At 43.8% G+C, this 15,163-nt stretch carries 12 protein-coding genes; 2 read left to right on the top strand and 10 right to left on the bottom strand.

The annotated features are described in order from the left end of the window. Nucleotides 1–5 precede the first annotated feature (5 nt). From ACO1PK_RS15075 to zwf, 10 genes are all read right to left on the bottom strand, one after another. Nucleotides 6–1,703, bottom strand: coding sequence for an NAD-dependent malic enzyme (locus tag ACO1PK_RS15075; protein WP_423186423.1), 1,698 nt, complete (start codon nt 1,701–1,703; stop codon nt 6–8). Between the two features lie 51 nt (nt 1,704–1,754). After that, a complete protein-coding gene (locus tag ACO1PK_RS15070) occupies nt 1,755–2,600 on the bottom strand; it encodes an HDOD domain-containing protein (protein ID WP_423186422.1) in 846 nt (281 codons plus the stop codon). 193 nt (nt 2,601–2,793) lie between these two features. Then, on the bottom strand, nt 2,794–4,236 hold the full coding sequence (gene nhaD / locus ACO1PK_RS15065) for a sodium:proton antiporter NhaD (protein ID WP_423186421.1): 1,443 nt from the start codon (nt 4,234–4,236) through the stop codon (nt 2,794–2,796). 203 nt (nt 4,237–4,439) lie between these two features. Beyond that, on the bottom strand, nt 4,440–4,907 hold the full coding sequence (locus ACO1PK_RS15060) for a Dps family protein (protein WP_423186420.1): 468 nt from the start codon (nt 4,905–4,907) through the stop codon (nt 4,440–4,442). Nucleotides 4,908–5,071: 164 nt separating this feature from the next. Then, nucleotides 5,072–6,679, bottom strand: a complete 1,608-nt coding sequence (locus ACO1PK_RS15055) for an ABC-F family ATPase (RefSeq protein WP_423186419.1) — start codon at nt 6,677–6,679, stop codon at nt 5,072–5,074. 163 nt (nt 6,680–6,842) lie between these two features. After that, nucleotides 6,843–7,487, bottom strand: a complete 645-nt coding sequence (locus ACO1PK_RS15050; RefSeq protein ID WP_423186418.1) for a bifunctional 4-hydroxy-2-oxoglutarate aldolase/2-dehydro-3-deoxy-phosphogluconate aldolase — start codon at nt 7,485–7,487, stop codon at nt 6,843–6,845. A 3-nt stretch (nt 7,488–7,490) separates the two neighbouring features. After that, nucleotides 7,491–8,462 carry a glucokinase gene (locus tag ACO1PK_RS15045; RefSeq protein WP_423186417.1) on the bottom strand — a complete coding sequence of 324 codons (972 nt, stop codon included), beginning with the start codon at nt 8,460–8,462 and terminating at the stop codon, nt 7,491–7,493. After that, nucleotides 8,455–10,287 (bottom strand): phosphogluconate dehydratase, encoded by a 1,833-nt coding sequence (edd, locus tag ACO1PK_RS15040; RefSeq protein WP_423188231.1) that lies wholly within the window; start codon nt 10,285–10,287, stop codon nt 8,455–8,457. The genes ACO1PK_RS15045 and edd overlap by 8 nt, the downstream gene beginning before the upstream one ends. A 9-nt stretch (nt 10,288–10,296) precedes the next feature. Then, on the bottom strand, nt 10,297–10,989 hold the full coding sequence (gene pgl, locus ACO1PK_RS15035) for a 6-phosphogluconolactonase (protein WP_423186416.1): 693 nt from the start codon (nt 10,987–10,989) through the stop codon (nt 10,297–10,299). A 2-nt stretch (nt 10,990–10,991) separates the two neighbouring features. Continuing rightward, complete coding sequence (gene zwf / locus ACO1PK_RS15030) at nt 10,992–12,464, bottom strand: glucose-6-phosphate dehydrogenase (RefSeq protein ID WP_423186415.1); 1,473 nt, start codon at nt 12,462–12,464, stop codon at nt 10,992–10,994. A gap of 281 nt (nt 12,465–12,745) precedes the next feature. Between zwf and ACO1PK_RS15025 the strand changes: the two genes are divergently transcribed. Both ACO1PK_RS15025 and pyk read left to right on the top strand, forming a co-directional pair. Further along, nucleotides 12,746–13,603, top strand: a complete 858-nt coding sequence (locus ACO1PK_RS15025) for a MurR/RpiR family transcriptional regulator (protein WP_423186414.1) — start codon at nt 12,746–12,748, stop codon at nt 13,601–13,603. Nucleotides 13,604–13,720: 117 nt separating this feature from the next. After that, nucleotides 13,721–15,157, top strand: coding sequence for a pyruvate kinase (gene pyk / locus ACO1PK_RS15020; protein WP_423186413.1), 1,437 nt, complete (start codon nt 13,721–13,723; stop codon nt 15,155–15,157). Nucleotides 15,158–15,163: the final 6 nt, after the last annotated feature.

Below are 15,163 nucleotides of genomic sequence, written 5' to 3'. Positions count from 1 at the left end.
TAGCACTAATTGCTGACTCTGCGATATTGACGGTACTCAGGACGCCAAAAATTATTTTCGATCCGCTCCTGCAATTGCACGTCGTCAATCTCTAACGCTAAGCCTTGCTTCATTGCCACTTTGGCAACTGCAAAAGCAATTTTTTTGCTTAAGGCTGATAGCTCAGTGAAAGGCGGCAGCAGCCCCCCTTTTCCCGTATTAGCCAAGGGTGAATTAGCGGCTAAGGTTTCACTGGCGGCCCTTAGCATATCATCGCTAATTAACCGCGCCTTTATTGCAATCACGCCTAAGCCGATGCCGGGGAAAATGTAACTGTTGTTACATTGAGTAATCAAATACTGTTTGTCGTTAAAGGTCACTGGTTTAAATGGGCTGCCGGTGGCGATAATAACGTCGCCTTCCGTCCAATTAATCACTTGCTCTGGTGTCGCTTCTACCTGACGTGAGGGATTACTTAATGGAAAAATGATCGGAAGTGAACAGCCTTTTTTCATTGCCCGAATAATTTCTTCGGTAAACAAGCCCGCTTGACCCGATACCCCAATTAATACAGTAGGCTGCGCGCAATGCATCACATCTAATAAACTGGCAAACTCACCGCTGAAACTCCACTGCGCAGTTGCTGCTTTTGTTTGTACTAAGGCTTGTTGGAAATCACGTAAATCAGCCATGCCTTCAGTTAATAAACCAAAGCGATCTACCATATAGATCTGACTGCGCGCTTGCTGCTCGGTTGCGCCCTCTGCCACCATCTGGCTGATAATTTGTTCGGCAATACCACAGCCTGCTGAACCGGCGCCAACAAACACTACTTTTTGCTCTTTTAACTGCGAGCCCTTTGAACGACAGGCCGCCAGTAAGGTTCCGACTGTTACTGCTGCTGTACCTTGGATATCATCGTTAAAGCAGCACACTTGGTCTCGGTAGCGCTGTAAAATTGGCATAGCATTGGGCTGAGCAAAATCTTCAAACTGGATGATGGCTTCAGGCCAACGACGTTTAACTGCTTGAATAAAGAGATCAATAAACTCATTATAATCAGCTTGAGATACTCTTTTCTGACGTAACCCCATATACATAGGATCATTAAGTAACTTCTCGTTATTGGTACCAACATCTAACATCACGGGAAGTGTGTAAGCCGGACTAATACCACCACATGCGGTATACAGTGATAGCTTACCAATAGAGATCCCCATACCACCGATACCTTGGTCGCCCAGACCTAATACCCGTTCGCCATCCGTGACAACAATCACTTTGACTTTGGCTTTAGTGGCATTTCGTAAGATATCATCTAACTGATAACGATCTTCATAACTAACGAATAGTCCACGAGCACTGCGGTAAATATCAGAAAACTGCTCACACGCATCACCGACAGTTGGCGTATAGATAATTGGCAGCATTTCTTCTAAATGCTGTTGGACTAATCGGTAAAACAAGGTTTCATTGTTATCTTGAATCACACGTAAATAAATATGTTTATTTATCGCCTCATCGAAACTACGGTATTGTTGATAACAGCGACTTACTTGCTCTTCTATTGTTTCATAACGTGGCGGTAATAATCCTGTGAGATTAAAGGCGGCGCGTTCTTCGCGAGTGAAGGCGCTTCCTTTATTCAATAGTGGTGTTTCTAGTAAGGCCGAACCAGCATAACCGGTATATAAAGGCCGCTTCGATGAAATATTAGCAGACATGATCTAATCCGAAAATGGCAGCTGCCACTGAAAAGTGGCAGGCGGGTGGTATTAATAAAGAGCACTAATCCTTGGGTTGAGCACGGATAACACAAAAAGCCCTTCAGTATTACAAAAATTAATCGCTTTGATCAGATCCGCTTGTTCAAGCTTGAGCAGCTCAAGCAAAAAAGGATCAATCAAAGTCTTACTACTATAAAGCTCTGGATGCTGATTAGCCAGTGCTAAACGCACTGCAAGATGTACGACCAGTTGATCTGCTGTGCGAGCCTCGAAATGCGTATTGTGTTGCAGAGCTAAAGGTTCAACGATGGGATCAGGTAACTGCCAGAGATTTAACAGTTCAGCACCGCACTGCGCGTAAGTAAAGCCCAGGATTTTATGCTGTAACTGCCAAGGTTTACGTTCTGTCGTATAGTCCTGACAAGCTCTGGCGAGATCTGGGTTTTGTTGCACGACAACCATTTCACCAATATTGTGTAATAAACCCGATACGTAAACTCTATCCGCGTGTTTAAAACCCAAGTGTACCGCTAAATATTTCGCGATGAGGGCTGCATTAACGCTTTGTTCCCAGAAACGATCAACATCAATCGCTTGCGTATTTAACTGACTACACGCAGAACTAATACCAATACTCAACACTAAGTTATAAACTTGGGTTTTTCCTAAAACCAATAAAGCTTTTGTAATAGAGTCTACCTGATAAGGAAGACGATAAACGGCACTGTTGGCTAACTTTAAAATCTTTGATGTCAGAATAGGATCAAGCAAAATGACAGCCGCGATATCATCTAGATCGGCTGTTTCCGATTCAAGTAACTCGCGCACGCGGAAATAACTATCCGGCAATGAAAAGAGCTGTACTACATTCTGCGCATATTGAAACGCATTCATTCTCGTTTCTCCGGTTGCAACTATTTACATTTATTTAGTAACTAAATTTAGTGTTACTGCTGTTGGCCATTTTACAAGTTTTCATCTTAAATTTTTAGTTATTTTCAGTGAGCAGCCAGATTTACAGTATAAGCGGGATAAAAAGGACGCCAGAGTACACCGTAACATCAGGTGTACTCTGGGTTAGCAAGGTTTAATCGTAAATCAGAAATAAATCCGCATTAAGCCATAAGTGCAGGAAAATCGCTGCAATATAGCCCAAAGCGATTACTGGAGCCCACTTGAGATGGCCTGCAAAAGTATACATCCCTCTGGCCTGCCCCATTAATGCCACACCTGCTGCTGAGCCAATAGATAACAAACTACCACCAACCCCCGCAGTTAAGGTGATCAATAACCATTGGCCATGCGACATTTCAGGTTGCATTGTTAATACCGCAAACATCACGGGGATATTATCAATTACCGCAGAGATTAAACCAAGCGCGACATTGGCGTTGGTTGCGCCCCACTGGGTATATAACAAATCAGACATGACCGCCAAGTAACCAAGAAAACCTAGTCCGCCCACACACATAACCACGCCATAGAAGAATAACAAGGTATCCCACTCTGCTCGTTGTACTTTACTAAATACATCGAAAGGCACCACGCCCCCTAAACGACGCAGACGTTCAATGTCACCTGCTCTTTCCGCCATCGCTTTTTTACGTGCTAGCGAGCCTGGCAACGTCATACGTAAGAAATATCCAAAAAACTGTAAGTAGCCTAAGCCCATCATCATGCCCAATACAGGCGGCAGATGCAGTAAAGTATGACAAGCTACAGCTGTCGCAATGGTGAATAGAAAGAGGCAGACAATACGAATTGCACCGCGCTTTAATTCAACATCTTCTTCCACGGCAGAAGGTTTACGTTTTTCGATAAAAAAGCTCATGATTACAGCAGGAATCAAGAAATTGACCAGTGCCGGGAAAAACAACACAAAAAACTCTTGAAACTTAACAAGGCCGGCTTGCCAAACCATTAAGGTTGTAATATCACCAAAAGGACTAAAAGCACCACCGGCATTGGCGGCAACAACGATATTGACGCAGCATAAATTAATAAATTTCTTATCACCCTCAGCCACTTTCATGACCACGGCACACATCAGCAACGCCGTGGTCAGATTGTCCGCGACAGGGGAGATAAAAAAGGCTAAAAAACCGGTGATCCAAAATAAGTTTTGATAGCTAAAGCCTTTTCTGATCATCCAAGCGCGCAGAGCATCAAAAAGTAAGCGCTCTTCCATGGCATTAATGTACGTCATGGCAACGAGCAAAAATAACATCAACTCTGCAAACTCAAGTAAATTATGTCGGAAGGCTTCCTCCGTCACTCCCGGTAAGCCATGCTGAATATATACCCAGCCAATCAGCATCCAAATTAAACCAGCAGCCACCAGCACTGGCTTAGATTTACGCATATGTAACTTTTCTTCACCCATAACGAGCGTATAGGCAACTACAAAGATACCAACACAAATGAAGCCTACGACAGAGTGAGTGAGTTCTAATTGACCTGATGAAGCGGCAAATGACTGCGAGCTAAATAGCATCAGCGTTGCAGTAAAAAGCAATAAGAGGATGCGCATTTTTTGACCTATGTTTTTAGTTAGTTTACAAGTAGGGTATTGCCCAGATTTGGGCGGCCGGATGATAACACATCCAGATGGCTAGGATGTCAGATGGAATAACAAAAAACCACGATTAAGTTAAGTTTTTAGACCAAAGTGGTACAGTAAGATGTAAAAAAAGGGAGCATTGCGCTCCCCTCTTATTTTGTAGGAACAGGTAACTAGGCAACTAAACTGCGCAGCATCCACGCATTTTTTTCATGTACTGTCATGCGTTGTGTCAGTAAATCTAGCGTGACTTCATCAGAAGCACCATCGGCTACCGGTACAATTGAACGTGCCGTTTTAGCAATAGCCTCTTGACCTTTAACCAGATCCTTAATCATATCTTCGGCTGCAGGAATACCATCCGCTTCTTTTAAGTTAGTCAGCTTAGCGTATTCTTTATAAGAACCTGGTGCAAACTCACCCAACGCGCGAATACGTTCCGCAATATCATCCACGGCAACGGCTAGCTCGGTATATTGTGTTTCAAATAAGGTATGGAGGGTTTGGAACATTGGGCCTGTTACGTTCCAGTGATAATTGTGGGTTTTCAAATAGAGTGTGTAAGTATCTGCCAGTAATACAGATAACCCATGTGCAATCGCTTTGCGCTGCTCTTCATCAATACCGATATTAATCTTCATAAAAATCCCCTGTGTTTAAAGTATCACGCTAACTCATCGCTAATCCAAATAACTACAATAACAGCGATGGTTTTAAGAATACACGCTTTATAAAGTAAAGATGGGGGTAGTTTCTGAAAAAACAATGAAACCGGCAACAAAACTTTGCTGCCGGTTTCATTTTCTTAGCGTTGTGCAGCTTGTAAAGCTAATTGTTGTACCAAGTATTCTTCGTAACTGCCGACAAAGTTTCGAACATCTTGATCGGTTATTTCAATAATACGACTGGCCAAAGAAGAGACAAATTCGCGGTCATGGCTGACAAACAACAAGGTGCCTTTATAATGCTCAAGTGCCAAGTTTAAAGACTCAATGGATTCCATATCAAGGTGGTTAGTCGGCTCATCCATAATCAAAATATTCGGTCTTTGTAACATCAGTTTTCCGAATAGCATACGGCCCTGCTCGCCCCCTGATAAGACTTTAACCGATTTCTTAATCTCATCTTGTGAAAACAGTAGGCGCCCTAGAATACCGCGGATAGCTTGCTCATCATCAGAGGGTTGCTTCCATTGGCTCATCCAATCAAATAAGCTGACATCTTCTGCAAACTCATGCGCATGATCCTGAGCATAATAACCAATGGTAACATTTTCAGACCATTTCACCATACCACTTTCCGGTGTTAAATCACCCACTAAACATTTTAATAAGGTTGATTTACCAATACCGTTGGCCCCCAGAATAGCCACTTTTTCACCTACTTCAATGGTCAATTTCAGGTCTTTTAATAAATGCAGATCACCAAAACTTTTATTTAAACCTTCAACTTCTAATGCTAAGCGGTAAAGCTGTTTTTGCTGTTCAAAACGGATAAAAGGGTTTACGCGGCTAGACGCTTTTACTTCTTCTAACTGAATTTTTTCAATTTGTTTAGCACGACTAGTCGCTTGGCGTGCTTTAGAAGCATTTGCAGAAAAGCGGCTAACAAAGGTTTGTAGTTCGGCAATTTGAGCTTTCTTTTTGGCATTGTCTGATAACAAACGCTCACGCGCCTGAGTCGCAGCGGTCATATATTCGTCATAGTTACCTGGATAAACGCGCAGCTCACCAAAATCTAAATCAGCCATATGAGTACAAACGCTATTTAAAAAGTGACGGTCGTGCGAAATAATAACCATGGTCGAATTACGCTCTGCCAAGACATTTTCTAACCAACGTATGGTATTGATATCCAAGTTGTTGGTGGGTTCGTCAAGTAACATAATCTCCGGATCAGCGAACAGTACCTGAGCTAATAAAACCCTTAACTTAAAGCCAGGCGCAACTGCTGACATCAGGCCATAGTGCAATTCAATCGGAATACCTACGCCCAATAACAATTCACCTGCGCGTGATTCTGCTGAGTAACCATCCATTTCACCAAAAGCGACTTCTAAATCAGCCACTTTCATGCCATCTTCTTCAGTCATTTCTGGTGCAGAATAGATACGATCACGTTCGGATTTTACTGCCCACAGTTCAGCATGGCCCATAATAACAGTATCAATTACCGTATACTGTTCAAAAGCAAATTGGTCCTGATGTAATTTAGCCACTCGATGGTTTGGCTCAACAAACACATTACCTGCGGTTGGCTCTAACTCACGACTTAAAATTTTCATAAAGGTCGACTTGCCACAGCCGTTAGCGCCAATTAAACCATAGCGATTACCATCGCCAAATTTAACAGAGATATTTTCAAACAACGGCTTAGCGCCGAATTGCATGGTAATGTTATTGGTTGAAATCACAAATTGGTCCGTTACTGAGTTATACAGCTAAAAAGGAGCGCTACTATACGCGCTTTGCACAAAAAACTCAAAAAGATGGCAATAACGCCTGAAGATATTTCTACGTAATAAACGAAAAAACCGGCTATACCGGTTTTTTATTAGAACACAACAAAATGACATTTTATAGCGCAGAGGCTACGGCTTTTGCGGTCAGCTCAGTGATCTTATGCCATGCTTTCTCAGCGATGGCATTATCAGGAACAATCCAAGAACCACCAACACAACTGACATTAGGCAAGGCTAAATAATCACGATAGTTTTGTTCATTAATACCCCCTGTTGGACAAAAACGGATATCCGCAAAAGGGCCATAAATTGATTTTAAGGTTTTCACGCCACCAGCGGCTTCAGCCGGGAAAAACTTAAAATGGGTATAACCTAGGCTCATCCCTTCCATCAACTCAGAGATACTAGCAATACCCGGAATTAATGGGATGCTGGCTTCTTTACCCGCTTGCAATAACTCACGCGTCATCCCAGGGCTAATAGCAAATTTTGCGCCTGCAGCAATCACTGCATTTAACTGTTCTGCATTCGTTACCGTACCTGCACCTACCACGGCCTCAGGCACTTCCTCAGCAAGGAGTTTAATTGCAGCAAGTGCTTGAGGTGTGCGAAGTGTTACTTCTAACACCTTAATACCACCAGCTAACAAGGCCTTAGCCAAGGGCACCGCATCTGCCAGATCTTTTATAACAATGACTGGGACAACTGGCCCCATAGCAAACACCGCGGATGATTGTAATTGCCAATTCGTAAATGCCATAACTTAACCCGCCAATGTTTGTTTTAAATACACTGCGGCACCCAACAAGCCTGGTTGCTCCGCAGTAACAATAAAAATAGGAATTTGTCGATTAAACTCAGCAAAACGGCCTTTAGCTTCAAAGCGAGCTCTGAATTCGCTAGCACTCAGCAGTGGCAGCAACTTAGGTACAATACCGCCAGCGATATAAACACCGCCAAAAGTACTTAAGGTCAGCGCTAAATCTCCAGCAATACTGCCTAAACTGGCATAAAACTGTTGCACAGCAGCCTTTGCTAGATCAGAGGTATTACTTAAAGCCTGTTGTCCAATTTCACCAGCATTCAGCGCTGGTGTTGTTAGACTTTGATAGGCCGCTAAAGCCGAGTAGAGTGCTTCTAAACCCGGACCAGATAACAAACGTTCAGGTGAAACATGGCCAAATTGTGCTGCCAAGTAACGCTGAATAAACCATTCCTGTTCGTTTTGTGGTGCCCAATCGACATGTCCCCCCTCGCCAGGTAATGGAATGTACTTGTCTGCTACTGGGATTAAATGCGCAACACCTAGGCCTGTCCCAGCCCCAAGTACTGCCATCGGTTTACCGCTTTGCGCGGCTTCACCACCAATCTGAATTTTTTGATCTTCAGCAAGCGCCGGCAAACACATCGCAACAGCCGTAAAGTCATTCATTACCAGCAAGGTGTTCAGCTGTAATTGACTCTGCATAGCCTGTATTGAAAACTGCCAATGAAAATTAGTCATTTGCACATTATCACCATTAACAGGACAAGCAATGGCGATGGCAACGTCCTTGATATGGCTCAGCTGTTGTTGTGTTTGGTAATGCGTTAGTGCATCTGCCAAACTGGCAAAATCCGCACAGGGATAAACGGCAACGAGATCCAGTGCTAAAGTATCTAAAGCCACACGACTAAATCGCGCATTAGTGCCACCAATATCGGCAACTATGGCAAATTGACGCATATTAGCCATGCAAATGTTCCTCAGTGATAAACAAGCTGCAAGCACCTTGCTCGGCCCCTGTTAACTGCAGACGCATCACACCAAACATTTCACGACCCATTCCATAGTGGTTTGCCGACAGATCAGTAGTAGCTAAAGGTCTCGCGGCTAATTCTGCTGTATCCACTAAAATTTCTAACTTGCCGGTCTCGCCATCAACTAACAGTAAATCACCGGTTTGGATTTTTGCAATGTTGCCACCATCAACTGCTTCAGGGGTTAAATGTATCGCGGCCGGTACCTTACCTGAGGCGCCAGACATTCTGCCGTCAGTCACTAAGGCCACTTTGTAACCTTTATCCTGCAATACCCCCAAAGGTGGAGTTAACTTGTGTAATTCTGGCATACCACAGGCTTTCGGGCCTTGGAAACGCACAACCACAACACAGTCTTTATTTAATTCACCGGCTTTAAAAGCGGCATCCAGTTCATGCTGGCTATGAAACACCACTGCAGGTGCTTTAACAACCTCGGTACCTGAACGTAAAGAAGAGGTTTTCATTACTGCACGGCCAATATTGCCCGACATTAAAATCAAACCACCATGCGGTTTAAAGGGCTTCGCAGCTGAAGTTAAAACTTCTGTATCCCCTGATTCCGTTGGTCCATCTACCCAGACTAATTTGCCATCTTGCAACACTGGAACTTGGGTATAACGACGCAGCCCAGGACCTGCGATGGTTTGCACATCTTCATGTACCAAACCGTTATCTAACAGCGTACGAATCAAATACGCCATACCACCGGCATGTTGGAAGTGATTGATATCAGCCTGACCATTTGGATAAATCCGAGTAATTAACGGCGTAGCATCTGAGAGATCAGCAAAATCATCCCAGTTCACAATAAAGCCTGCAGAGCGGGCAACGGCAACTAAGTGCATGGTATGATTGGTAGAACCACCCGTGGCGAGTAATCCCACAATACCATTAACAATCGCCTTGGCATCAACCAATTTACCGATAGGCAAATAGTCTGTACCTAGATCTGTTAAGCGCGTAACTTGTCTGGCAGCGGCTTTAGTTAATTCATCCCGTAGTGGTGTATTCGGGTTAACAAAAGACGAACCAGGTAAATGCAAGCCCATCATTTCAACCACTAACTGGTTGGAGTTGGCTGTACCGTAAAAGGTGCACGTGCCGGCAGAGTGATAAGATTTCGCTTCTGCTTCTAATAATTCTTCTTTGCCAACTTTACCTTCAGCAAACAGCTGACGAACTCGCGCTTTTTCTTTATTCGGAATGCCAGAGGGCATAGGGCCAGCGGGAATAAAGATAAAGGGTAAGTGACCAAAACTAAGTGCCGACATTAGCAAGCCAGGGACAATTTTGTCACAGATCCCCAGCATCAAGCCACCATCGAACATATTATGCGATAACCCTACAGCAGCTGACATAGCAATAACATCACGGCTTAGTAAGCTTAACTCCATCCCCGGTTGGCCTTGCGTAACGCCATCACACATCGCAGGCACACCACCAGCAAATTGTGCAACACTACCGACTTCATTCACCGCTTTTTTAATCAAATCAGGGTAGCTTTGATAAGGCTGATGCGCAGATAACATATCATTGTAGGACGAAATAATTCCAATATTGGTTTTCGTTAAGCTACGTAAATCCGCTTTATCTTGCGCATTACACGCAGCAAAACCATGCGCTAAGTTGCCACAACTCAAAGCACCGCGATGAGGGCCTTTTTGTCGTGCTTGCTCGAGTCTGGCTAAATAAATTGCCCGGCTTTTACTGCTACGAGCAATAATACGATCGGTAACCTGCTGAATTACTGGGTTCATCATTGACCTCTATTTCGGTGAATACATCACGTCAACACACAATGCTGGATGATGTAAAAAAGCGCTAATGGGCATATGCATGGGATCAGTATTCTCAAGTGCCTGTTGTAAAACAGGAAACTTGTTCTCTCCCACCAGGTGTAAAAAAATATGTCTGCTATGCATTAAGCGAGCCTTGCTAAGACTAATTCGTTGAAAAGGCGCAGTAGTGGGCTCCGTTGCAAGTACAACAGGCGCGGTATCACTTAAACCAAGGCTAAGCTGGGCGCTACAAGGGAATAGCGATGCAGTATGGCCATCTTCACCCATCCCTAAAATGACAGCATCAAAACAAGGTAACGCTTCGACTCTTGCTAAAATCTCTGGGATGGCAGCAAAGGCATCGTCTGCGGGCGCGTATAAACTGACAAAAGTAGCTTTTGCAGCGAATTCTTGTAGTAAAGTTGCTTTGACTAACCGCTCATTGCTTTGCTCAGAATCAATAGGCAGATAACGATCATCTGCCAATAAAATGGTTACTTTTTCCCAAGCTAAAGGCGTTGCTGCCAGTGTTTTAAATAACGCCTGCGGAGTACGACCACCTGACACCACTAAATAGGCGGCATCACGCTGCGCAATCGCATCGGTTAGAATATTAACTAAGCGCTTCGCAAAGTCTTGGTTTAAAACGTTACTGTCGTCAAACTGATGAAGCACATGCATTTTTATTCATCCCAATTTCTATCGTCACGCGCCATCATCGAAATAGCCGATACAGGGCCCCAACTACCTGATTGATATGACTTAGGTGGCTCGTTGCTATTGCGCCAAGCGTTAATAATGCCATCCACCCACTGCCAAGCTTGTTCAACTTCATCACGGCGCACAAACAGATATTGATTACCCAGCATCGCCTCCAATAACAAACGCTCGTAAGCATCGGCAATGCGCTGCGACTTAAAGGTTTCATCAAAACTTAGATCTAACTTGCTTTGTTGTAAGCGCATGTGCTCACCGAGACCAGGAATTTTATTCATCATTTGAATTTCAACTCCTTCATCGGGTTGTAAACGAATGATCAGCTTGTTCGCAGGTAATTCTCGATAGGTTTCATGAAAAATATTATGGGGTTGTGGTTTAAAACAAATTACCACTTCACTGTGCTTTTTCGGCATGCGTTTACCCGTTCTCAAGTAAAAAGGCACACCAGCCCAGCGCCAATTATCAATATCAACTTTAATGGCAACAAAAGTTTCGGTTTTACTATTAGGCCGAGCGCCCTCTTCTTCTAAATAGCCCGGAACTGCCTGACCGGTAGCAAAGCCTGAGGTATACTGGCCGCGTACGGTTTTTTCTTGCACATTAGTATGGTCGATACGGCGTAAAGCCTTTAACACTTTTAGCTTTTCATCACGAATACTGTCGGCATCAAGTCTAGCCGGAGGTTCCATGGCAATAAGAGATAAAACTTGTAGCAGATGGTTTTGCACCATATCACGCATTTGCCCTGCGTCATCGTAATAACTCCAGCGACCTTCAACACCGACTTCTTCAGCTACAGTGATCTGTACATGGTCAATGGCGTTATGGTCCCAATTTGAGGCAAAAATGGCATTGGCGAAGCGTAAAGCCAGTAAGTTAAGTACGGTTTCTTTACCAAGATAGTGGTCAATACGGTAGATCTGGCATTCTTTGAAATATTCAGCCACTTTATCGTTAATCACGCGAGATGAAGCCAAATCATGACCAATCGGTTTTTCCAGCACAACCCGAGAAGGTTCAGCCGCTAAACCAGCTTCAGCTAAACCACGACAAAGATCGCCAAATAGCGAAGGCGGAGTGGCAAAATAACTCACAGGAATACGTTGAGTAATATCAACGACGTTATTAAGCTTTTGGTAATCCGATGTTTTGGTTAAATCAATAGCAACATAATGCAACTTACTGGCTAGGGTTGCCCAAACTTGTTCATCCAGAGGTTCAGTTTTTAAAAATCGAACAAGATTGGTCTTCACCAATTCGATGTAAGCAGCGCTGTCCATTTCATCACGAGCCACACCAATAATACGTGAATCGGCAGCAAGTAAGCCGGCTTTTTCTAATTGATAGAGTGCGGGTAATAATTTTCTTCTGGCTAAATCACCTTTGGTGCCAAAAAGAATAAGATCACATGCTTGGTTGTGCGTTGTGGTTGTCATAACTCAGCCTTGATAAGATGTAATTTTACAACACTTAAACCCATACTAACGGACTAAATGTCGCTTGTAAACGCAATATCATGTAATTAAATTACAAAATAGTCTAAATATCGAATATCCCTATATTATAGTGCAGCTTTTATCGCTTTCCTCGAGATTTGTGGTAAATTTAGTACTGTTTTGTTTCATCTATTGAAATAGCACAGTGTAGCAAACAGCAAAATTTAACTTAGCAATCCTGTCTCGATGCAACGGGAACAGACAAGCGCAGGTATCCGCGAATGAATGTACTGGAAAAAATTGTTAGCACCGTCAATAACTTCAGCAAATCTGAACGCAAGGTTGCAGATGTCATTTTGGCTAACCCACAAATGACGATCCACAGCAGCATTGCTGCTCTGGCTAAGATGGCAGATGTTAGTGAGCCAACCGTAAACCGTTTTTGTCGTCGTTTAGACACTAAAGGGTTTCCAGACTTTAAATTGCATTTGGCGCAAAGTCTGGCAAACGGTACGCCTTATGTAAATCGCCATGTTGAAGAAGAAGATGGTCCTGAAGCCTACACTGCCAAGATTTTTGAATCAACTATGGCGGCATTGGATACGGCACGGCAAAGGGTTGATATTAGCGCCATTAATCGGGCGGTAGATGTCTTAACCCAAGCAAAGAAAATTTCTTTTTTTGGTTTAGGAGCTTCAGCCTCTGTCGCGCATGATGCGCAAAACAAATTTTTCCGTTTTAATGTGCCTGTTGTTTGTTTTGATGACATTGTTATGCAACGTATGTCTGCTATTAATAGCAGCGATGGCGATGTGGTGGTGTGTATCAGCCATACGGGCCGCACCAAAAATTTATGTGATATTGCTGCGATTGCTCGGGAAAACGATGCGACCGTTATTGGGATCACCGCCTACGATAGCCCTCTCGCCCGTGAATGTACGCTGGTGTTATCACTTGATGTGCCTGAAGACACCGATATGTATATGCCTATGGCCTCTCGTGTGGCACAGTTAGTACTCATTGATATCTTAGCGACTGGCTTTACCCTGCGTCGTGGCAGTAAGTTTAGAGAGAACCTGAAAAAGGTGAAAGACAGCTTACGTGGCTCACGCTTTGATAAAAAAGATGCCGTAAATTAATCAGGTACGATGAGTTTCTTTGTAATTTTAATTCAGATCTACGCTATATTCTGTAATAAAATTACATTAGACTAGTTGCATGCTTTTTTTTGTGCACTCAAACAGCAGGAGTTTTCAATGCGTAGAAGAACTAAAATTGTCGCAACCTTAGGCCCAGCAACCAATACTCAAGCCACCATTGAAAAACTCATACAGGCAGGTGCCAGTGTTTTTCGTTTGAACTTTTCTCACGGCGCAGCTGAAGATCATAAAGAACGCGCCGAAATGGTGAGAGCGGCTGCGAGTAAGTTAGGTTGTCATGTCGCTATTTTAGGTGATTTACAAGGCCCGAAAATTCGCGTTTCTACTTTTAAAGATGGCTCAGTTTTTTTAGAAGAAGGACAGAGTTTTGTACTTGATGCTGCTTTAGCCAAGGGCGAAGGCGATGCTCAACAAGTCGGTATTGATTACAAAGAGTTACCACAAGATGTTAAGCCCGGTGATTTGCTGTTACTTGACGACGGACGGATCCAGTTACAAGTTACTGCTGTTAAAGGTGAGCGCGTAGTTACAACGGTTACGGTTGGCGGTAAGCTCAGTAATAATAAAGGTATTAATCGCCAAGGCGGTGGCTTAACAGCCCCTGCCCTTACCGAGAAAGATAAGCGTGATATTATTACTGCGGCGGCTATCGATGTAGATTATCTTGCCGTCTCTTTCCCACGCTGTGGTGATGACTTAAGGCTTGCACGCGAATTAGCGCAAGCTGCCGGTTCTGAAGCGCGCATTATGGCCAAAGTAGAACGAGCTGAAGCGGTAGCTGATGATGAAACCCTAGATGATATTATTCGGGCCTCTGATGCGGTGATGGTTGCGCGTGGTGATCTGGGTGTAGAAATCGGCGATGCAGAGTTAGTCGGTCAGCAAAAACGCATTATTGCACGCTCTCGTCAGTTAAATCGTATCGTTATCACTGCCACACAGATGATGGAGAGCATGATTGAAAACCCAATGCCTACCCGTGCTGAAGTGATGGATGTTGCTAACGCGGTATTAGATGGGACTGATGGCGTTATGCTCTCTGCGGAGACGGCGGCTGGTAAATACCCGGTTGAAACAGTAAAAGCCATGGTGCGAGTTTGTAATGGTGCAGAAAAGCACCCTTCTATTCAAAGCTCCAAGCATCGTATGAATCTTAGCTTCACAGAAGTGAGCGAAACGATCGCCTTATCTGCGATGTATGCCGCTAATCACTTAGCCGGCATTAAAGCGATAATTACTTTGACAGAGTCTGGTTATACAGCAAAATTAATGTCGCGCATTACCTCATCGCAACCTATCTACGCTTTATCACGCCATGTAAAAACCTTAAACAAGATGGCCATGTACCGTGGTGTCTATCCTGCCTACTTTGATAGCACCGAAGTTGATGTCGCAGAGCTTGCCGATCGTGCAATTGATGTGATTCGTCAACAAGCCGGTTTAGTTGCGGGTGATTTAGTCATCATTACCCATGGGGATGTGATGTTGCAGGTCGGCGCTTCCAATACCTGTAAGATTGTTACGGTTAAATAACCTCTT

The sequence above is a fragment of the Alishewanella sp. d11 genome, from assembly GCF_049390205.1.
GTDB lineage: Bacteria > Pseudomonadota > Gammaproteobacteria > Enterobacterales > Alteromonadaceae > Alishewanella.
This window is presented reverse-complemented; position numbering and strand designations above follow the sequence as displayed.